The 19,595-nt window shown below is 60.1% G+C and carries 17 protein-coding genes; 2 read left to right on the plus strand and 15 right to left on the minus strand.

Annotated features, from left to right (window positions below; genetic code table 11):
• Nucleotides 1-16 precede the first annotated feature (16 nt).
• From sufB to NAT49_RS10110, 13 genes are all read right to left on the minus strand, one after another.
• A complete protein-coding gene (gene sufB / locus NAT49_RS10050) occupies nt 17-1,459 on the minus strand; it encodes a Fe-S cluster assembly protein SufB (protein ID WP_251593768.1) in 1,443 nt (480 codons plus the stop codon).
• 52 nt (nt 1,460-1,511) lie between these two features.
• Nucleotides 1,512-1,979: an SUF system Fe-S cluster assembly regulator gene (locus NAT49_RS10055; RefSeq protein WP_251593769.1), complete on the minus strand. Its 468-nt coding sequence runs from the start codon at nt 1,977-1,979 to the stop codon at nt 1,512-1,514.
• Nucleotides 1,980-2,185: 206 nt separating this feature from the next.
• A complete protein-coding gene (locus tag NAT49_RS10060) occupies nt 2,186-3,481 on the minus strand; it encodes an adenylosuccinate synthase (protein ID WP_251593770.1) in 1,296 nt (431 codons plus the stop codon).
• A gap of 48 nt (nt 3,482-3,529) precedes the next feature.
• Nucleotides 3,530-4,726: an ATP phosphoribosyltransferase regulatory subunit gene (locus NAT49_RS10065; RefSeq protein WP_251593771.1), complete on the minus strand. Its 1,197-nt coding sequence runs from the start codon at nt 4,724-4,726 to the stop codon at nt 3,530-3,532.
• A 176-nt stretch (nt 4,727-4,902) separates the two neighbouring features.
• The gene (hflC, locus tag NAT49_RS10070; RefSeq protein ID WP_251593773.1) at nt 4,903-5,853 is read right to left on the minus strand and encodes a protease modulator HflC; all 951 of its coding nucleotides are present in this window, start codon (nt 5,851-5,853) and stop codon (nt 4,903-4,905) included.
• Nucleotides 5,854-7,080 carry an FtsH protease activity modulator HflK gene (hflK, locus tag NAT49_RS10075; RefSeq protein ID WP_251593775.1) on the minus strand — a complete coding sequence of 409 codons (1,227 nt, stop codon included), beginning with the start codon at nt 7,078-7,080 and terminating at the stop codon, nt 5,854-5,856. It abuts the gene before it with no gap.
• Between the two features lie 39 nt (nt 7,081-7,119).
• Nucleotides 7,120-8,427, minus strand: a complete 1,308-nt coding sequence (gene hflX, locus NAT49_RS10080; RefSeq protein ID WP_251593784.1) for a ribosome rescue GTPase HflX — start codon at nt 8,425-8,427, stop codon at nt 7,120-7,122.
• Between the two features lie 17 nt (nt 8,428-8,444).
• A complete protein-coding gene (gene hfq / locus NAT49_RS10085) occupies nt 8,445-8,696 on the minus strand; it encodes an RNA chaperone Hfq (protein WP_251593788.1) in 252 nt (83 codons plus the stop codon).
• 121 nt (nt 8,697-8,817) lie between these two features.
• On the minus strand, nt 8,818-9,762 hold the full coding sequence (gene miaA, locus NAT49_RS10090) for a tRNA (adenosine(37)-N6)-dimethylallyltransferase MiaA (RefSeq protein ID WP_251593790.1): 945 nt from the start codon (nt 9,760-9,762) through the stop codon (nt 8,818-8,820).
• Complete coding sequence (gene mutL / locus NAT49_RS10095; protein ID WP_251593792.1) at nt 9,762-11,729, minus strand: DNA mismatch repair endonuclease MutL; 1,968 nt, start codon at nt 11,727-11,729, stop codon at nt 9,762-9,764. The genes miaA and mutL overlap by 1 nt, the downstream gene beginning before the upstream one ends.
• A 6-nt stretch (nt 11,730-11,735) precedes the next feature.
• Nucleotides 11,736-13,163 carry an N-acetylmuramoyl-L-alanine amidase gene (locus NAT49_RS10100; protein ID WP_251593794.1) on the minus strand — a complete coding sequence of 476 codons (1,428 nt, stop codon included), beginning with the start codon at nt 13,161-13,163 and terminating at the stop codon, nt 11,736-11,738.
• Between the two features lie 7 nt (nt 13,164-13,170).
• Nucleotides 13,171-13,632, minus strand: a complete 462-nt coding sequence (gene tsaE, locus NAT49_RS10105) for a tRNA (adenosine(37)-N6)-threonylcarbamoyltransferase complex ATPase subunit type 1 TsaE (protein ID WP_251593804.1) — start codon at nt 13,630-13,632, stop codon at nt 13,171-13,173.
• Nucleotides 13,633-13,643: 11 nt separating this feature from the next.
• The gene (locus NAT49_RS10110; protein WP_251593806.1) at nt 13,644-15,137 is read right to left on the minus strand and encodes an NAD(P)H-hydrate dehydratase; all 1,494 of its coding nucleotides are present in this window, start codon (nt 15,135-15,137) and stop codon (nt 13,644-13,646) included.
• A 101-nt stretch (nt 15,138-15,238) separates the two neighbouring features.
• On the opposite strand from NAT49_RS10110, the gene queG reads away from it, so the two are divergent.
• Nucleotides 15,239-16,360: a tRNA epoxyqueuosine(34) reductase QueG gene (gene queG / locus NAT49_RS10115; RefSeq protein WP_251593808.1), complete on the plus strand. Its 1,122-nt coding sequence runs from the start codon at nt 15,239-15,241 to the stop codon at nt 16,358-16,360.
• A 31-nt stretch (nt 16,361-16,391) separates the two neighbouring features.
• Here the strand turns inward: queG and orn are convergent, their stop codons facing one another.
• Nucleotides 16,392-16,940 carry an oligoribonuclease gene (orn, locus tag NAT49_RS10120; protein WP_251593810.1) on the minus strand — a complete coding sequence of 183 codons (549 nt, stop codon included), beginning with the start codon at nt 16,938-16,940 and terminating at the stop codon, nt 16,392-16,394.
• Nucleotides 16,941-17,066: 126 nt separating this feature from the next.
• Here orn and rsgA point away from each other — a divergent pair, with 126 nt between their 5' ends.
• Entirely contained in the window at nt 17,067-18,083 is a 1,017-nt protein-coding gene (gene rsgA, locus NAT49_RS10125; RefSeq protein WP_251593812.1) for a small ribosomal subunit biogenesis GTPase RsgA, read from the plus strand.
• Between the two features lie 106 nt (nt 18,084-18,189).
• On the opposite strand, the gene NAT49_RS10130 is transcribed toward rsgA, so the two are convergent.
• Entirely contained in the window at nt 18,190-19,512 is a 1,323-nt protein-coding gene (locus tag NAT49_RS10130) for an NCS2 family permease (RefSeq protein ID WP_251593813.1), read from the minus strand.
• Nucleotides 19,513-19,595: the final 83 nt, after the last annotated feature.

Raw genomic sequence — 19,595 nt, forward strand, 5'->3', positions numbered from 1 at the left:
ATTGATGACGCGGCGATTAACCGACCGAGCCTTCCAGCGTCACGCTCAGAAGTGCTTCGGCCTCGACGGCGAATTCCATCGGCAACTCCTGGAACACGTCCTTGCAGAAGCCATTGACGATCATGTTCACAGCGTCTTCTTCATTGATGCCGCGGCTCTGGCAATAAAAGAGCTGATCTTCACCAATCTTCGAGGTTGTCGCTTCGTGCTCGACCATCGATTTACTGTTGCTGATTTCCTGATACGGGAAGGTATGCGCCCCGCACTGGTCGCCAATCAGCAAGGAATCGCACTGCGTGAAGTTACGCGCGTTCTCGGCTCTCGGCAGAATCTTGACCAGTCCACGATAGGCCTGATCGCTTTTGCCGGCTGCAATGCCTTTCGACACGATGGTCGATTTGGTGTTCTTGCCGATGTGAATCATCTTGGTACCGGTATCGGCCTGCTGACGCCCGTTGGTAACGGCCACCGAATAGAATTCACCGACGCTGTCATCACCGCGCAGCAGACAGGACGGGTACTTCCAGGTGATTGCAGAGCCTGTCTCGACCTGAGTCCAGCTGATCTTTGAACGATCGCCCCGGCAATCGCCGCGTTTGGTCACGAAGTTATAGATGCCGCCCTTGCCGTCCTCATCGCCGGGATACCAGTTCTGGACGGTGGAGTATTTGATGTAGGCATCGTCGAGGGCCACGAGTTCGACCACGGCCGCATGCAGCTGGTTTTCATCACGCTGGGGCGCGGTGCACCCTTCGAGGTAAGACACCTGAGCCTGCTTGTCGCAGATGATCAGCGTACGCTCGAACTGGCCGGTATTGGCGGCGTTGATACGGAAATAGGTCGAAAGCTCCATCGGGCACTCGACGCCTTCCGGCACGTAGACGAACGAGCCATCGGTGAACACGGCCGAATTGAGTGCTGCAAAGAAGTTATCGCCGCGCGAAACAACAGTGCCCAGGTACTGTTTGACCAGCTCTGGATGCTCACGGATGGCCTCTGAAATCGAACAGAAGATAACGCCCGCTTCAGCAAGCTTATCCTTGAACGTGGTCGTTACCGACACCGAATCGAACACCGCATCGACGGCAACACCTGCAAGCGCTGCGCGCTCATGCAGCGGGATACCGAGCTTTTCGTAGGTTTCGAGCAGTTTCGGATCAACTTCATCCAGACTCTGAGGCCGGTCTTCAGGCTTTTTTGGCGCACTGAAGTAGGAGATCGCCTGATAGTCGATTGGCGGATAGTCAAGGTGAGACCAGTCCGGCTCGCTCATTTTTTTCCACTGCTCGAACGCCTCGAGCCGCCAGTCGAGCATCCACTGGGGTTCTTCCTTTTTCTTCGAGATAAAGGCAATGGTGTCTTCGTTCAGTCCCGGCGGGGCCGTGTCGCTCTCGATGTCGGTCACGAACCCTTGGGTATATTCGCGCCGAACGAGCTGTTCCATTTCTTCGCTAGCCATGGTGCTCTCTCTCCCTGTCGGACGCGGCGGCCCGACCATCGTCTTACGTTGCCTAGGCGTCGCTGATGCTTGCCAGGGAAACACTTTGAATAGGCAGCATGACAGGCATCTTGATCGGCGTTTTCTGCGCCAGATCCGCCAGGGTCACGCTGTCCAGAAACTGTCTGATTGCCATGGAGACGCGTTGCCAGTTATCGGCCACGCCACAGGTGGCAGCAAGGCCACACTCGCCTTCTGCCTGACTGCATTCCGTCATGGCAACGGGCCCTTCTATGGCCTCGATGATCTCGCTGACCGAAATCTCGATGGGCGTTCGGGTCAACCGATACCCGCCCTGAGCACCCCGCCGTGATTGCAACAACCCTGCATGCATCAGCATCTTGAGCGTCTTGCTGACCGTGGGCCGAGGCACACCGACCGCCTCGGACAACTCGGCCGCTGCATGCGCCTGCTCGGGATAGCGCGCAATGTGCGCCATCACCACCGCAGCGTAGTCACTCATTTTGGAAAGTCGCAGCATGCGAAGTACCTCTCACAACATTGAGGACCATTCTAGTCCCCATTAAAAATGATGTGAAGGCGAATACGCATTATCGGACCGATAGACGCACGTTAATCGCACGTTCATGACCGTTAACCGAAATAAGAATACGTTTCAATTATATTTGCATCTTTGCCACAACAAAAAAATGCCCCGCAAGCGGGGCATCTTTGAAGCCGAATGGCTTATTCAGAGAACGGGTTACGCAGCACGATCGTTTCGTTGCGATCCGGCCCGGTCGAGATAATATCGATCGGGGTGCCAACCTGCTCTTCCAGATACCGAATGTACTGGCGCGCGTTGTCAGGCAATTCCTCGAGGCGCTTGATGCCGAGGGTCGACTCGCTCCAGCCCGGGAGATCCTCATACACCGGCTCGATGGCGCTGTAGCCTTCGGAATCGACCAGGTTATCGGTCAACTCGCCATCCTTGGTGCGATAGCCGATGCACACCCGAATGTTTTCAAGCCCGTCGAGTACGTCGAGCTTGGTCAGGCAAATGCCTGAAACCGAGTTGATCGCGACCGCATGGCGAAGCGCAACCGCGTCGAACCACCCGCAACGGCGTGCACGGCCGGTGGTGGCACCGAATTCATGACCTTTCTCGGCCAGGTGCTGACCGAACTCATCGAACAGCTCGGTCGGGAACGGGCCGGAGCCGACGCGTGTGGTGTAGGCCTTGGTGATCCCGAGCACGTAATCCAGATACAGCGGGCCAACACCAGACCCGGTGGCAGTGCCCCCGGCGGTAGTGTTGGAACTGGTCACGAAGGGATAGGTGCCATGGTCGATGTCAAGCAGTGAGCCCTGCGCGCCCTCGAACATGATGTTCTGACCGGACTTCCGAACCTCGTGCACCAGACTTACGGTGTCGCACACCATCGGGCGAAGCTCTTCGGCCATGGCCATGGCGTGATCGAGCACCTGCTGAAAATCGACAGGCTCTTCGCCGTGATAGTGCTGAAGCACGAAGTTGTGATAATCAAGCACCTCGCCGAGCTTGCTGGCAAAGCGTTCACGGTGAAGGATATCCCCCAGGCGCAGGCCACGGCGAGCGACCTTGTCTTCATAGGCCGGGCCAATGCCACGGCCGGTGGTGCCGATCTTGGCCACACCGCGTGCCTTTTCACGCGCCTGATCAAGCCGCACGTGATACGGCAGGATCAGCGGGCAGGCCGGCGACAGACGCAGGCGCTTTCGAACCGGCACGCCCTTTTCCTCGAGCTCCTTGATCTCATCGATCAGCGCCTCGGGCGACAGTACGACGCCGTTACCGATCACGCAGGTAACGTCATCGCGCAAGATGCCGGACGGAATCAAATGAAGCACGGTCTTCTCGCCGTCAATGACCAGCGTATGGCCGGCGTTATGACCGCCCTGGAATCGAACCACCGCAGCGGCGGATTCCGTGAGCAGGTCAACAACCTTACCCTTGCCTTCATCGCCCCACTGCGTGCCGAGTACTACAACGTTCTTGCCCATGACGTTCATCTCTACCGTTTGCTTGGTTAAAAAAAAAACGTTTGGCGTTTACTTCATCTCACTGATCGGCACGATGCCCCACTGTCCATCGCGCTTGATCAACGCACGATCGCAGCGATAGTGCGTCTCGAGTGCGCTGCCATCCTGACCCGGAAGTGCCTGCACCACGCGGACGCCTTCGCCTCGAAGCGTGCGGATGCGCGCCTGAAGCTCAGCATCGTTCTCGGCAGGCGCCCATACGCCATCCGCTGGCGGCTGCTGCTCGCTGAGCGAGGCGAGAAGCTTCAGATCCATGGAGCACCCTGTTGCCGGGCGTGGCCGGCCGAACGCACGTCCCGTGCCATCGTAGCGCCCGCCCTTGGCAAGCGCCTGACCATAGCCTGAAACGTGGGCAGCGAAGACCATACCGGTGTGGTACTGATAGCCACGAAGCTCAGCGAGGTCGAAATAAAGCGCCACGTCGCCGTGGCTCGCTTCGAGCCGTTGCTGGAGCTGAACCAGATAATCGAGCGCCGCCATGACCGAGGCCGACGCACCTGCAAACATCGTGCGCGCCTGATCGAGAATCTCGACGCCCCCATGAAGCCTTGGCAGCGCCTTGAGCATCGCCGCTAAAGCCGCATCAGCCACCTGCGCCTCGATCAGAGCGTCGCTGTCTCCGAGTGCCTTGCGTTCGATCGCCTCGAAGATGCGGCCGCGCGCCTGGGCGTCAAGACCGGCTTCTTCCATGAGCGCGCGATAGATGCCGATGTGGCCAATGGCGAGGTGGATATGACTCGCACCCGCAACGTCGAGACTTTCAAGCACCAGCTGAAGAATTTCGACGTCGGCATCGATACCTGAGTGCCCGAAGAGTTCGAGCCCGACCTGAACCGGGCTGCGTCCGCCCTGGTACTCATCGGCCTGCGCCCTGAGCACGTGCGCGCAGTAGCAAAGGCGAACCGCACCCTCGCGGTGAAGCGAGTGCGCATCCATGCGAGCAACCTGAGGCGTTACATCGGCACTGATGCCCATCATGCGGCCAGTATGCTGATCGGTCAGTTTGAAGGTCTGTATATCAAGATCGGAGCCCGTTCCGGTCAAAAGCGAGTCAAGAAACTCGACCGGCGGTGGTACGACCATGTCGTAGCCCCATCTGTAATAGGTATCGAGCAGCGTGCGCCGGAGCGATTCCATGCGCAGGGCTTGAGGTGGCAGTACTTCATCCATGCCATCAGGAAGAAGCCAGCGATCGGCGATGGTCATATGCTGTGTCCTGCTTTGAAACGTGGCCGTTGCCTCGATGCCGGCAACGCCCTCCCCTTGTTACTGGGTCTTTGTTCGTGAAGGCGCTTTTAAACGCACAAAAAAACCGGGCTGAAAGCCCGGTTTCGCTAAGAGTCTACCATGTTTTAACGGCAGGTGAACCCTTGAACGCCCATTCAGGGAGCGCTTGGTTGTTCGCCATTGGCGCCGTTGAAATACTGGAAGAACTTGCTGTCGGGGCTCAGCACCAACATGTTGTTGCTTTGCTTGCCGAAGCTGTCTCGATAGGACTCGAGCGAGCGGTAGAAGCGGAAGAAATCCTCGTTTTGCGTGTAGGCATTGGCGTAGATCGTTGCCGCCTGAGCATCGCCCTGACCGCGAATGGTCTCGGACTTCTCACGCGCATCAGCAAGCAGGGCCTTGCTCTGCTGATCGGCCTTGGCCTTGATTTCCTCGGCCTCCTGACGCCCTTCAGCGCGGTAACGCTGCGCCTCACGATGGCGCTCACTGCGCATTCGCTCGTAAACGGCCTGTGATACCTCACTCGGCAGGTCGATCCGCTTCACACGAATATCAAGGATGGCGACCCCAAGCTCGTTGCGCATGGCGGCATCGAGATCGTTGGTCGGCTTGTCCATGGTCTCTTCCTTGGTCGCCTCTTCCGTTTCCGGCTTGGCTTCCTTCTTCTGCTGGGCCGCAGCCACCGAGCGGTCAGCGACGATGTCACTGAGCTCAAGCTTACCGAACTCGTTACGAAGCCGCTCATCCACACGTGGCGCAATCAGGCGTTCCGCCATCTGCTCATCGCCGCTGGTCGCTTCGTAGTAGCTTTGCGGATCGATGATTTTCCACTTGACGTAGGAATCAACGATGACGGCTTTCTTGTCTTTCGTCAGGTAACGGCTGGCCGAGGCGTCAAGCGACATCACACGGCCATCGAACGTACGGACCGTATTGAGAAGCGGCCACTTGAAATGAAGTCCCGGCTGAATGTCGGCCTGAACCACCTCGCCGAAGCGCAGCTTGATGGCGCGCTGCGTCTCGTTGACGATGTACATGCTGCTGTTGGCGATCCAGGCCGCGACGGCCAGCACCGCGATGATCACCAGGGCGCGGTTGTTAAGCATTTAGCGGCCCTCCCGAAGCGTGGAGTTTCGGCTTGAAGACGAGTTGACGACATCGTTGGCAATTGACTTCAGCGCGGATGCATTGTCAGAGCCATTGATCGAGCCGGACGCGTTGGAACCACCGGCGTTCTGCCCAAGCTTATCAAGCGGCAGATACATCATGGCGTTACCGCCGCTGACATTGACCAGCGCCTTGTTGGTATGACTGAAGATATCGCTCATGGTATCGAGGTAGAGACGCTCACGTGTGATATCGGGCGCTTTTACATACGCCTCGTTGAGGCTCAGGAAGCGGTTGGCTTCACCCTGGGCCTGGGCGGTGGCGTTTCGGCTGTAGATATCAGCTTCACGCTCCATCCGATACGCTTCACCACGGGCTTGCGGCAGAACCGAATTGGCATAACCGCGCGCTTCATTGATCGACCGCTCGCGGTCTTCACGGGCGCGAATGACATCGTCGAAGGCATCCTGAACCTGATCCGGCGCAGACGTGCTTTCCACGTTGACGGCCTTGAGCTGGAGCCCAACGCCATAAGCATCAAGATAGGACTGAAGACGGGTGGTGACGTTGGAGGCGAGAAGCTCACGCCCGGACGTCAAAATGTCGTTCATCTCGGTTTGACCGGCCACGTAACGAAGGGCCGAATCGGTCGCGTTCTCGAGGCTCATTTCCGGTGCACGAACGTTCAGCACGTAATCACGCGGATTGGATACCACATACTGAACGGACATCTTCACCTTTACGATGTTCTCATCCTGCGTGAGCATCGAGGCCGTCTGCGTCAGCGAACGCACCTTGGTCACATTGACCTCGCGCACTTCGTCAACGAACGGTGCATTCCAGTGAAGGCCGGGCCCAACGGTCTCTGTGTACTCGCCGAATCGGAGCACAACGCCTCGCTCCGATTGGTCGACCAGATAGAATCCGGAGGCAAACCAGACGCCGGACAACACGACCACCACCAGTGCCGGAAGCGCAAACGCATTGCGTTTGTGATCGCCCCCATCGCCGCCCTGCTGGCCATTGCCATTATTGTTGCCGCCGCCATTTTTCTTGCCGAACAGGCCACCAAGCTTGTTCTGCAGGTCCTTCAGCGCCTCATCGAGATCCGGCGGGCCACCGTTGCCATTATTGTTCGGCCGGCGATCACCATTGTCATTGCGGCCACCGCCACCCCAGGGGTCGTTTGAATTGTTCTTGCCACCACCTGGCTCATTCCAAGCCATAGTCAGTCTCCACTAAACGAGTTGCCGGACGAAACGTCCTCAGAATGCGTCTTCGAAATACGATTGAGGCAGGTAGTCCTCGGGGTCTTCACCAGCCCTGGAGAGTAGCTGCAAGAAGTCCCGTTTAGGAAGGCGTATGGCCAATTGGGCATTTCCCTGCTCGTCGAACGCTTCCTCGCGCACGGCGTTGATGTCATGCAATTGAGCTCGTAACCACCCTTGCTTCGGCGTCAGAGACACCGAAACATCGACGATATCGACCCCAAGGCGCGCGGACAACGCTTCAAGAAGCAGATCCAGGCCCTGATTGTCGCGCGCCGAAAGCCAAACCGACTGCGGATCATGGTAATCGTCATGCTCAATGCGTGGGGACGAGCCTAACAGATCAATCTTGTTCATAACCTGAAGTTGAGGCACTTCGTTGGCCCCTATTTCGGTCAGAACCTTATTGACTTCTTCGATATTGGCTTCACGCTCCGGATCGGCCGCATCCACGACATGGATCAGAAGGTCCGCCTGAGCCGCCTCTTCAAGCGTTGCCTTGAAGGCTTCGACCAGCTTGTGTGGGAGGTGACGAATGAACCCGACCGTATCGGCCATGACCACAGGCCCCACGTCAGCGACTTCGAGCCGCCTGAGGGTTGGGTCGAGCGTTGCAAAGAGCTGGTCGGCTGCGTACACCTCGGAATTCGTGACGGTATTGAACAGCGTCGACTTGCCCGCGTTGGTGTAGCCAACCAGTGAAATCGATGGAATTTCACCGCGCTCACGCGCCCGACGATTCTGCTCGCGCTGCTTTCGAACCTTGTCGAGACGCTTGTTGATCGCCTTGATCCGCCCTCGAAGCAGCCGCCTATCGGTCTCGAGCTGGGTTTCACCGGGACCACGAAGCCCGATACCGCCCTTTTGCCGCTCAAGGTGCGTCCAGCCCCTGACAAGACGAGTGGACATGTACTCGAGCTGAGCGAGTTCCACCTGAAGCTTGCCTTCGTGCGTTCGAGCGCGCTGCGCGAAGATATCCAGAATCAGGCCGGTTCGGTCGAGTACGCGACATTTGAGCTCGCGCTCGAGGTTACGTTCCTGAGACGGGGACAAAGCGTGATTGAATAGAACGAGTTCCGCCTCATGGGCGGCGATGGTATCTCGAAGCTCATCGAGCTTGCCGGTACCAAGGAAGGTTTTGGGGTCGGGGTGTCGACGAGTGCCATTGACAAGTGCGGCGGGAGTCGCTCCCGCCGACCGCACCAGCTCCATGAATTCGCCGGCATCCTCGAACTGTTCTGCCGCCTGAAAATCGATATGAACCAGTACGGCTGTTTCACCTGAACCAGGACGTTCAAAGAACAAGTAAGCGCCTCTCTAAATCAGCTTTCCTGCCCGGGCTGCAGGGGAGTTTCCTGCGCCGGCAGGCGAACGTTACGGGACGGAACAACTGTCGAGATGGCGTGCTTGTACACCATCTGGCTGACCGTATTGCGCAGCAGGATAACGAACTGGTCAAAAGACTCGATCTGGCCTTGAAGCTTGATGCCGTTGACCAGAAAGATCGAAACCGGGATACGCTCTTTGCGCAAAACATTCAGGTACGGGTCTTGAAGGGATTGTCCTTTGGACATGTTGCTCTCCCAGTAGTAATTAGATTTTATGTGTTTTGGTAGTAATCGTGTCGACTCGCGCGCAAAGCGATTCACGTTGAAGTGACAGCATCACATGATGAGCGTGACCACTCATAGTACGCTAAGTGCCGGCACCACGCACGATTTTCAAGGCTGACGCCTCAACATCTTCAGCCTGAGGATCAATCCAGTGAGCGTGCTGCCAACGTCTGAGCCACGTCAACTGACGTTTGGCCAGCTGACGCGTAGCGACAACGCCCCGCTCCCTTAGCGTAGACCGATCGAATCGGCCGTCCAGGTATTCCCAGACCTGACGGTATCCCACGCTTTTCATGGCCGGCAGATCCGCATGAATCTCAGGGCGCGCTTTCAGTGCTTCGACTTCCTCGATAATGCCAAGTTCAAGCATCTGATCGAAACGCATGGCGATGCGCTCATGCAAAAGCGCCCGGCTACCGGGACAGACCACGATCGGCAGCGGCTCGAACGGAAGCGCCACCGCACTCTGGTCCTCCCAGTGCGATGTCAGGCTCCTGCCGGTCAGGCGATACACCTCAAGCGCCCGTGTCAGCCGCTGCGGGTCGTTGGGGTGAATACGCTCGGCGGCAACCGGATCGACGCGGGCCAGTTCCTCGTGAAGCGCACTCAGACCGCGCTGCTCGATATCACGCTGCAACTGCTCTCGCACCGCCGCGTCGGCCCCCGGCATGCTGGCAGCCCCATCGACCAGCACCTTGAAATACAGCATGGTGCCGCCTATCAATAACGGCGTTTGTCCGCGTTGCCACAGGGCATCGATCAAACCGAGCGCGTCGTCTCGAAACTCGGCCGCACTGTAAGGCTCAGAGGGGTCGCGTATGTCGATCAATCGGTGCGGCGCCCGGGCCAGCTCGTCTGCCGTGGGCTTGGCTGAGCCGATATCCATACCCCGATAGACCATGGCCGAATCAACGCTGATCAGCTCGAAACCGAGCCGCTCATGCAGCGCAATCGCTAGATCGGTCTTGCCGGCCGCCGTTGGCCCCATGATGAACGGTACATAGGGTTTGCCTGAGGGTGCACGCATCATTGCCCCCTCAGGAAAAGCTTATCGAGCTGACTCATCGTAAGCTCGGTCCAGGTCGGTCGACCGTGATTGCATTGGCCGCTGCGCTCGGTACGTTCCATATCGCGCAGCAGCGCGTTCATTTCAGGCACGGTCAACCGGCGATTGGCACGAACGCTGCCATGACAGGCCATGGTGGAGAGAATCTCGTTTAGATGCGCCTCCAGACGGTCGGAACGCCCGTAGCGGTCAAGCTCGGCCAGCATGTCGCGCACCAGCGGCTCCGGGTCGGCCTTGCCAAGCAGCGCCGGCGTCTGACGCACCAGAAGCGTTTCCGGCCCACCGGCGTCGAGCACGACACCGAGTCGGGCGAACGTGTCGACAAAGGTTTCGGCCACCTCGACCTGCGCCTCACTCACCGCGATCGAGACCGGCACCAGCAGCGGCTGCGCCTGAAGCTCGCCGGCAAGCCACTGGGTTTTCATCCGCTCGTAGGTGATGCGCTCATGCGCTGCGTGCATGTCCACCACCACCATGCCTCGCGCCGTCTGCGACAGGATGTAGACCCCGTGCAGCTGCGCAACGGCATACCCCATCGGAGGCACGTCGGGCGTGCTGTCCGACGCGTCATCGGCTCCATTGGTATTGCCCGGACTGATTCCAGATTCCAGATTGCCTGGAATGCCCGTTGAACGTGGCATTGCCGGTGGCTCTGATGCCTCAGATCCCTGGGATGTCTGGGGCGTCAGCAATCGGTCCTCGTGATCCGGATGCAACGCCCGGTAGCCCGCCATGAACTCACGCACCTTGCGCTCACCGAAGGGCCGTTCGGGCGGCGCGTCTCGAAGCGCCATCGACTGCTGATGCCCTTCGCCCGAGGTGGCCGAAGATGCCGGCGGCGACGTCTCTCGCTCGGTGGGCGCCTCGGCGGCCGCCAGCGTGTCCGGTGACTGGTTCGGGCGCACCTCGGCCAGCGAGCGATGCAGGCTCGAGAACAGAAAGTCATGTACGAGCCGACCGTCTCGAAAGCGAACTTCGTGCTTGGTCGGATGCACATTGACATCAACGACCGCCGGGTCGAGCTCCAGGTACAGCACAAACACCGGGTGGCGCCCGTGAAACAGCACATCGCGGTACGCCTGACGCACCGCGTGCGCCACCAGCTTGTCACGCACGATGCGCCCGTTGACGAAGAAGTACTGCTGATCCGCCTGAGCCCGAGTATGCGTGGGCAACCCCACCCAGCCACGCAAGCGAAGACCGGTAGCCTCTATATCGACACTCAGCGCATTTTTCAAGAACTCGCGCCCGAGCAGCTTGCCGATACGTTGCTCACCGGCCAGGTCACTATCACAGGCGGGCAGTTGATGCACCGGCTTCTGGTTGTGCGAAAGCGTCCAGCCAATGTCGAACCGCGATAGAGTCAGACGTCGGAAGACTTCTTCGATGTGATTGAACTCGGTCTTTTCGGTACGTAGAAACTTGCGCCGGGCAGGCGTGTTGAAAAACAGATCACGCACCGTAATGCTCGACCCACGCGGATGCGGGGCCGGGGTTACGCTTGAGGTCATCTCGCGGCCTTCGGCCACGACGCGCCACGCCTGACTGGTGTCGGTGTGGGTGTTGGAGAAAAGCTCCAGCCGCGAGACCGAACTGATCGCCGCCAACGCCTCGCCCCGAAAGCCAAGGCTTGCCACACCTTCCAGGTCATCAAGCGATTCGATCTTGCTGGTGGCGTGCCGTGACAGCGCCAGTGGTAGATCCTCAGGACCGATGCCACAGCCATTGTCACGCACTCTAAGAAGCTTGGCGCCGCCGGCCTCGATCTCGATATCGATGCGGGTTGCCCCGGCATCGATGGCGTTTTCGACCAGCTCCTTGAGCACCGACGCCGGCCGCTCCACCACCTCGCCGGCCGCGATCTGGTTGGCCAGTCGCGGCGGCAGCACCTGGATGCGGCGCTGGTGTTGCTGGGTAGCTGTACTCATAAACCCTCAGGGAATGTTCAAAATCTGACCGACCCGCAGCACATCCGAACTCAACCGATTTGCCTGCTTGAGGGCGAGAATCGATACGTTGAATCGGCCGGCAATCGACGACAGCGTATCGCCGGCGCTGACGCGGTACTCATCCCGAGCGCCGCCGCGCGCCTGATCACGCTGCCAGGCCAGTAGGCTGTCCGGCGGGGGCTGACGCTCGAAATGCGCCCGAATGCCGGCGTAGACCGCGTTCATCAGCTGTTGCTGGTGGCTGGCCTGTTGCAGAAGCCGCTCTTCGCTCGGATTGGTGATAAAGCCCGTCTCGACCAGAAGCGAGGGGATATCGGGGGATTTGAGCACGACAAACCCGGCCTGTTCGACCCGACCGTGACGAATCCGATTGACCCGCTCGATCTGGCGGAACACATCGGTGCCTGCGGCCAGCGAATCGTTGATGGTGGCGGTCATGCTCAAGTCAAGCAGCACCCCACGCAGCATTTCGTCCTTGTCGTCCAGGCTAAGATCGCCACCTACCCCACCGATCAGGTCAGAGTTGTTTTCACTTTTTGCAAGCCAGCGCGCGGATTCCGACGTGGCACCGTGCTGAGACAGCGCAAACACAGAACTGCCCCGCGCCGAACTCGACCGCGCGGCGTCAGCGTGCAGTGACACGAAGAAATCGGCGTGCCGATCCCGTGCGATGCGGGTGCGGCCCCGCAATGGGATGAATATGTCACGGTCACGGGTCAGGTACGCCTTGAAGCCGGGGGCGGCATTGAATGTCGCCGCCAGCCGTTTGGCCATCTGAAGCACCACCGTCTTTTCATACACGCCATGCGGGCCGACCGCGCCGGGGTCCTTGCCGCCGTGACCGGCATCCACCACCACCACGATATCGCGGCGAGGATGAGCAACGGCGGGCTTCCTTGATGCGGGCTCTGCGCGAGTGGCCGTGGTCGACGACCGTTTGGCCAGCGCCTCGGTTGCGGCGTTTTCACGGCTTCGAATGATCGCCTCGATCGGGTCGCCTTCATCACTGTCGCCGCCCTCGAGCACGACCTCCAGTCGGTAACCGTCGCTTCCAATCTTGCGAATCGGCGCCACCTCGAACGTCACGGCATGCGATAGATCGATTACGACCCGGAGATCGTTTTGATTGCGCGGCCCCGAGCGCACGGCCTTGATCAGCGCGCTCTTCGAGGCCGCCGCCTCGATCGAGCCGACCTTGCGCGTGTCCGAGAAGTCGGCCACCAACCGGGCGGGGTTATCCAGCGCAAACACATTGGTATCGGGCTTGCCGGCAAGATCGAACTCGAGCGCCGTCGTGCCGCCGGCATGCTTCACATCAAGCGATGTGAGCGTGGCGGCGAAGGCGGACTGCGCCAGCGCGATACCAACAATGACACACAGGGCTCGAATCGAACGTAACGCACCTACTCGCATAAAAATCCTAACGTGGCTTGGAAAGCGCCTCGAGCACATCACGCCCGTAGTCGGACGACGCAGAAAGCGTAGCGCGTCGTCCCTCGGCCATGACATCAAGGGTTACGGTAATATCGGGCGAAGCAAGCCAGCCTTCACCCCGACTTGGCCATTCGACAAGTTTCAGGCACTCGCCGTCGCCGAGCACGTCCCGCGCACCGAGAAACTCGAGCTCTTCTGGATCACCCAACCGGTAAAGATCGAAATGATAGATACGCGCCGTATCGAGCTCGTAGGGCTCCATCAGCGTATAAGTAGGGCTCTTGACCGCACCGTCGTGGCCATAGGCCGACAGAATGCCGCGGGTCAGCGTCGTCTTGCCGGCGCCAAGCTCACCCTCCAGATAGACAAGGCCACGACCGGCCAATGTCTGCCCCAGCCAGCGGCCAAATGCGACCTGCGCGGCTTCATCGTTAAGTAAAATAGTCATGATCAGGCGTCTTATTGCGGATTGGCCAATCGACGAGCGTAGGATGCCAGATCGGTCGCCAGCACACCACGCTCCCCGTCGTCGCGTGCGGCCTCATCGGCGGCCAGCGCGTGCAGAAGCGAGCCGTTGAGCGCCGCCTCCAGCGGCGACAGCCCCTGCGCCAGAAGCGCGGTGATGAAGCCGGTCAGGGTGTCTCCCATGCCGCCGGTCGCCATGCCAGGGTTGCCAAAGGCATTGAGATAGACCACCTCGTCGCCGGTCATCGGGCAAGTGCCTGCAATGAGCGTACCTGCCCCTTTCAGCAGCACCGTGCCGCCAAAGCGCGCCTTGAGCGCTCGCACCGCCGCCAGCCGGTCGGCCTGAATATCGGCAATAGACCACCCAAGCAGCGCCGCTGCCTCGCCAGGGTGCGGTGTCAGTACGTGCGGCGCGGTCGGCATCAGGTTCAGCGCCTGCATGACATGAAGGCCATCGGCATCGATCACGGCCGGCCGATTCGAGGCGAGCGCCGCCGCCATCAGACCCTCGCCCCAGGCGCCTCGCCCAAGACCCGGGCCGATCGCGATGACATCACAGGCCTCGAGCAGATCATGGATGTCATGGGCATTGCGGGTTGGACGCACCATTAGTTCCGGGCGACGGGTCAACGCCGGCGCCACATGCACCTCATCGGTGGCAAGACTTACAAGCCCTGCCCCGAGACGAGCGGCCGCTTCGGCCACCATGATCGATGCGCCGCCGTAGCCCGGCTGACCGCCGATCACGAGCGCGTGACCACATTGCCCCTTGTGGGTGCTGGGCTTGCGCGCCGGCAGGCGCTGACTCAAGCGATCCCGGCTTAAAAGCGTTGCCTGATAGTCGACGCCGTTCAGGTACTGGCCGACCTCGAGGCCTGCAAATACGCACTCACCGACGTGATCGACCGCGTCGCCCGTATAAAGGCCGAGCTTTCGCCCGATGAACGTCACGGTCAGCGACGCCACGATCGCGACATCGACCACCTGCCCGGTATCGGCATTGACGCCGGAAGGCACATCAAGTGACAACACCGGCACACCGGCGCCGTTGATGCGCTCGATAGCCGCATCGAACGGCGTACGCAGGGTGCCTGCAATACCGGTGCCCAATAGCGCATCGACAATCAGGGCGCCATCGAGCGCCACATCCGGTGACCACGGCGTCATGACGACACCCGCGGCACTCGCCAGCTGCCAGGCCTCGAGCGCCTCCCCCGAAAGCGCTGACTCGGGCTTAAGTGCAACGCACTGCACTCGGAGCCCGGACTGCCGCGCAAGCGCCGCCACCACAAAGCCATCGCCGCCGTTGTTGCCGCCCCCGCACAGAATCGACAGCGACCCGGCCTCGGGCCAGCGCTTTCGGATCAGGTTGAACGCCGCGTGCCCGGCGCGCTGCATCAGATCGAACCCGCTCGGGCCATGCTCCATGGCCTTTTGGTCCAGCGCGCGTGACTGTTCCGCGCTGTAAAGACGAATCGCACGTTCCATGAACTGCCTTTGCTCCTTGCCTTGCTCGTCCCGGTCGAAGGCCGACCAGCAACGCGTTACACTGTGTGGTTGCATACACCTACCGATCGCACCCCATCCTCATGGCAGACACGTCGTCGCTCGACCCCACCGCCCTTTCAAGGCACATCAAAGAGCTTGCACGCGAGCTGGGCTTCAGTGCCTGCGGCATTACCGGTGTCGATCTGGGCCAGCACGAGGCCTACCTCGAGGCGTGGCTCAAGGCCGGCCATCATGGCGAGATGGACTACATGCAAAAGCATGGCACAAAACGCACTCGGCCGGCAGAGTTGGTGCCGGAGACCCTGCGCGTGATCAGTGTCCGCATGGATTACCTGCCGCCGGAGGTCGAAAGCGCCAAACTGCTCGGTCAGCCCGAAAAAGCCTATGTGTCACGCTACGCTCTCGGGCGCGACTATCACAAACTGATTCGAAAGCGCCTGGACCAACTGGCGAAGCGCATTCAACGCGCGATCGGTCCCTTCGGGTATCGTGCGTTCGTGGATTCTGCACCGGTTATGGAGCGCGCACTTGCCCAGCGCGCCGGTCACGGCTGGTTCGGCAAGAACGCCATGATCATCAACCCAAAGTCCGGCTCGCTGTTCTTTCTTGGCGAGCTGTATACCGACCTGCCGCTACCGGTGGATGAGCCGTTCGAGCGCGAGCACTGCGGCTCCTGCAACCAGTGCAAGATCGCCTGCCCGACCGGCGCCATCGTCGATGACAAGATCATCGACGCCAGACGCTGTATTTCGTATCTGACCATCGAGCTGCACGGCGCCATTCCGCACGAATTTCGAAAACCGATGGGCAACCGTGTGTTTGGCTGCGATGACTGCCAGCTGGTCTGCCCGTTCACACGCTTTACCAAGCGAAGCGCGGAAACGGATTTTTCCCCGCGCCACGCTCTCGACCGCGCCGATCTGGTGACGCTTTTCAACTGGAGCGAGGCAGAGTTTCTTGAAAATACTGCCGGAAGCCCGATTCGACGCATCGGCTATGCGCGCTGGCTGCGCAATCTGGCGGTGGGGCTTGGCAATGCACCGACGTCCAGCGCCGTACTCAGCGCACTGAATGCCCGCCGCGCCTACCCATCTGCCCTGGTGCGAGAGCACGTCGCGTGGGCGCTCGAGCAACACCAGGCGCCCGAGCCACACACCATCGCACGCCTGCCGATGGCCACGGCCCAGGCAACGATCGATTAGAAAGGCCGTGCCTCAACCTACACACTGACCCTCATACATCGAGAAAGTGCGTTCGGTAATACGCCATTTCCTCGATTGACTCGCGAATGTCGTCCAGCGCCTGATGGGTGCCCTTTTTCTGAAATCCGTCGACGATGCCCGGTTTCCAGCGCCGCGCCAGCTCCTTGAGTGTGGAGACATCAATGTTGCGGTAGTGGAAGAAACGCTCGAGCGTTGGCATCTCGTACTGCATGAAGCGCCGGTCCTGATGCACGCTATTGCCACACATTGGCGAGGCGCCCTCCTTGACGTGTTCGGCCAGAAACTCGAGAGTCAGGCGTTCGGCGTCCGCGGTCGAGATATCGCTTTGTCGAACGCGCTCGATCAGACCGCTGTCGCCATGGGTTTTCTGGTTCCAGTCGTCCATCTTGTCAAGCTGTGCATCGCTTTGATGTACGGCCAGTACCGGGCCTTCGGCCACTACATTGAGGTCACTGTCGGTCACGATGGTGGCGATCTCGATAATGCGGTCCTCGGCCGGGTCCAGCCCGGTCATTTCCAGATCGATCCAGATCAGGCGGTCTTTAGCGGGGGTGCTCATGGGTACTCCGGGCAACGGTTACGCGCTCAAGGCAACCATTTGGCCTTGAGCGCTTCATGAATTGCGATGTCATCTCGGTGGCGTAAAGCGTACAATCAAGCACGTAATCAGACCAGCGAAGGACGCATGAGTCGACGAAAACTGAGCCGCCAGCAACAGTGGCGCATCGATAAGATTCAGGCCGAAAAGGCCAAACGAGCCGCCCGCAAGGACGAAAAGGCAAGCGCGGAAGACGACGCCGGCCGACTCGGCCCCGAGCGCGAGGGCCGCATCATCGCCCACTTCGGCCGCACGCTCGAAGTCGCCGACAACGATCACGGCCTGCATCAGTGCCATCAGCGTGCCAACATCGCTCAGCTTGTGACCGGCGACCGGGTCATTTTTCGACCCGGCATCGAGGACAACGGCGTGATCGAGACGCGGCTCGAGCGTACATCCACTCTCGAGCGCCCCGATGCCCGCGGCCAGCTCAAGCCGGTGGCGGCCAACGTCGACCGTATCCTGATCGTCTTTGCCGCCGAACCCGAACCGTACCCCAATCTAATCGACCGTTACCTGGTCGCCTGCGAGGCCACCGGCATTCAACCTGTACTGGTGCTCAACAAGACCGACCTGCTGCCCGACGATGGCGGCGAACTGATGCGCTGGCTCACCCGCTATGAAGCGCTTGGCTACGAGATTCTGCCTGCCTCGGTCAAGCGCGAACACGGGCTCGACGCCCTGACCGAGACCCTTGATGGGCTGACCACCGTGTTCGTTGGCCAATCAGGCGTTGGCAAATCCTCACTGATCGACGCGCTGCTGCCCGATGAGCTTTTAAGAATCGGGGCGCTGTCGGAAGACACCCGCAAGGGCAAGCACACGACGACCACCGCTCGGCTCTACCGCTTTCAAGACGGCGGCGAACTGATCGACTCCCCCGGCATTCGCGAGTTCGGGCTGACGCACTTGAGCGCGCAGGACATCACCGACGGCTTCGTCGAGTTTCGCCCCTTCGCAAGCCAGTGCAAGTTTCGCGACTGCCATCACGAGGAAGAGCCCGGCTGCGCCCTAAAAGCCGCCGTCGAACGTGGCGATATTCATCCCGAGCGGTTCACAAGCTACCAACAGATCAAGGCAAGTCTCGACGGCCCCGCGTACTGAGGGCTCTGAAGACTGAGCGTTCGGTCAGACAGACGTAAAAAACGCGGCGCCAGGGCGCCGCGTTTTTTCGGGGTCTTGCAAGCACCTCTCGGTGCTCACCGGCACCCTAGCCCTCCATCAACATCAGAATCGACAGCGCGAACAGCACCCACATGGTGGGCTTCACCTCACGCGCCTTGCCAACCCCGACCTTGACGATCACAAAGCTCAAGAACCCGAACACGACCCCGTGGGTGATCGAGTACGTCAGCGGAATCAGAATCATCGCGATGAATGCCGGAATGGCATCGTCCATCTCATACCAGTTGATCATGCGGATCGGGTCGAGCATGAACACGCCGACCATGATCAGCGCCGGCGCCGTTGCGATTGCCGGAACCAACGACAACAGCGGTGACAGAAACAGAAACGGCAGGAAAAGCATGGCTGCCACTACGGCCACCAGCCCCGTACGGCCACCCTGACTGATGCCGGCAGCGGATTCGACGTAGGCGTTGGCCGGGCTGGTGCCAAGCGGCGCCGAAATCAGCGCGGAGATGGCATCGATCACCATCGATTGGCGAATGTTGCGCGGCTCGCCGTTTTTATCCAGGAGTTTCCCGGCCTGACACACCCCCATGAACGTCGACAGCGCATCGAAGAAGATCGTGAACAAGATCACGAAGGTGAACGGCAAATAGGCCACATCGAGCGCCCCAAGGATATCGACCTTGAGCAGGCCGCTGAAATCGGGCCAGGCAAAGATGCCGTTGTAGTTCACAAGGGTCGAGGCACCGAGATACGCGCTCCCATCGCCCCACCAGCGCCCGATCGGCCAGGCAATCAGCGTAGTGAAGATGATGCCGATGATCAGCGCGCCCTGCACGCCGCGCGCGACCAGAAGCGCGGTCGCCGCCATGCCGATCAGAAAGGTCACGATCGGTGCGCTCATCGGCGCCATGGACACAACGGTTGCCGGGCTTGTGACCAGAAACTGCGCGTTGACCAAACCGATGGTGGTAATGAACAGGCCAATACCGCAGGCAATGGCGTACCTGAGCTGGGCGGGAATGGCGTCGATCACGTAACGGCGCACATTGAATACCGCAAGCACCGCAAAGATCACCCCTGCCCAGAAAACGCACCCAAGGGCGGTCTGCCAGGGGATGCCGGCGCCGAGCACCATGGTGTAGGTAAAAAGCGCATTGATGCCCATGCCCGGGGCCACCAGGATAGGGTTTCGCGCATAAAGGCCCATCATCAGACTTCCAAAGAAACTGATGATCACGGTCGCGGTCAGTGCACTGCTGAAGGGGATGCCTGCGTCACTCAGGATCGAGGGGTTGACCACAATGATGTACATGGCGGCGAGGAAGGTCGCAACGCCTGCCAGGATTTCCTGTTTCGGTGAGCTGCCCTGCGCTCTTATTGTAAATAGTCGGTCTAGCACGTGGTTCTCCAACGATGGAAAAAAGCAGCCGGCAGTATACCGACCCAGCGCCTTATCGGCACGGGCAGTTGTCCCTGTGCCCG

It is taken from the genome of Larsenimonas suaedae, assembly GCF_023712105.1.
GTDB classification, from domain to species: domain Bacteria; phylum Pseudomonadota; class Gammaproteobacteria; order Pseudomonadales; family Halomonadaceae; genus Larsenimonas; species Larsenimonas suaedae.

What these genes read in the sequence shown, in the direction of transcription:
- sufB (WP_251593768.1), bottom strand. Translation starts at nt 1,459, where the DNA reads ATGGCTAGCGAAGAAATGGAACAGCTCGTTCGGCGCGAATATACCCAA.
- NAT49_RS10055 (WP_251593769.1), bottom strand. Translation starts at nt 1,979, where the DNA reads ATGCTGCGACTTTCCAAAATGAGTGACTACGCTGCGGTGGTGATGGCG.
- NAT49_RS10060 (WP_251593770.1), bottom strand. Translation starts at nt 3,481, where the DNA reads ATGGGCAAGAACGTTGTAGTACTCGGCACGCAGTGGGGCGATGAAGGC.
- NAT49_RS10065 (WP_251593771.1), bottom strand. Translation starts at nt 4,726, where the DNA reads ATGACCATCGCCGATCGCTGGCTTCTTCCTGATGGCATGGATGAAGTA.
- hflC (WP_251593773.1), bottom strand. Translation starts at nt 5,853, where the DNA reads ATGCTTAACAACCGCGCCCTGGTGATCATCGCGGTGCTGGCCGTCGCG.
- hflK (WP_251593775.1), bottom strand. Translation starts at nt 7,080, where the DNA reads ATGGCTTGGAATGAGCCAGGTGGTGGCAAGAACAATTCAAACGACCCC.
- hfq (WP_251593788.1), bottom strand. Translation starts at nt 8,696, where the DNA reads ATGTCCAAAGGACAATCCCTTCAAGACCCGTACCTGAATGTTTTGCGC.
- miaA (WP_251593790.1), bottom strand. Translation starts at nt 9,762, where the DNA reads ATGCGTGCACCCTCAGGCAAACCCTATGTACCGTTCATCATGGGGCCA.
- mutL (WP_251593792.1), bottom strand. Translation starts at nt 11,729, where the DNA reads ATGAGTACAGCTACCCAGCAACACCAGCGCCGCATCCAGGTGCTGCCG.
- NAT49_RS10100 (WP_251593794.1), bottom strand. Translation starts at nt 13,163, where the DNA reads ATGCGAGTAGGTGCGTTACGTTCGATTCGAGCCCTGTGTGTCATTGTT.
- tsaE (WP_251593804.1), bottom strand. Translation starts at nt 13,632, where the DNA reads ATGACTATTTTACTTAACGATGAAGCCGCGCAGGTCGCATTTGGCCGC.
- NAT49_RS10110 (WP_251593806.1), bottom strand. Translation starts at nt 15,137, where the DNA reads ATGGAACGTGCGATTCGTCTTTACAGCGCGGAACAGTCACGCGCGCTG.
- queG (WP_251593808.1), top strand. Translation starts at nt 15,239, where the DNA reads ATGGCAGACACGTCGTCGCTCGACCCCACCGCCCTTTCAAGGCACATC.
- orn (WP_251593810.1), bottom strand. Translation starts at nt 16,940, where the DNA reads ATGAGCACCCCCGCTAAAGACCGCCTGATCTGGATCGATCTGGAAATG.
- rsgA (WP_251593812.1), top strand. Translation starts at nt 17,067, where the DNA reads ATGAGTCGACGAAAACTGAGCCGCCAGCAACAGTGGCGCATCGATAAG.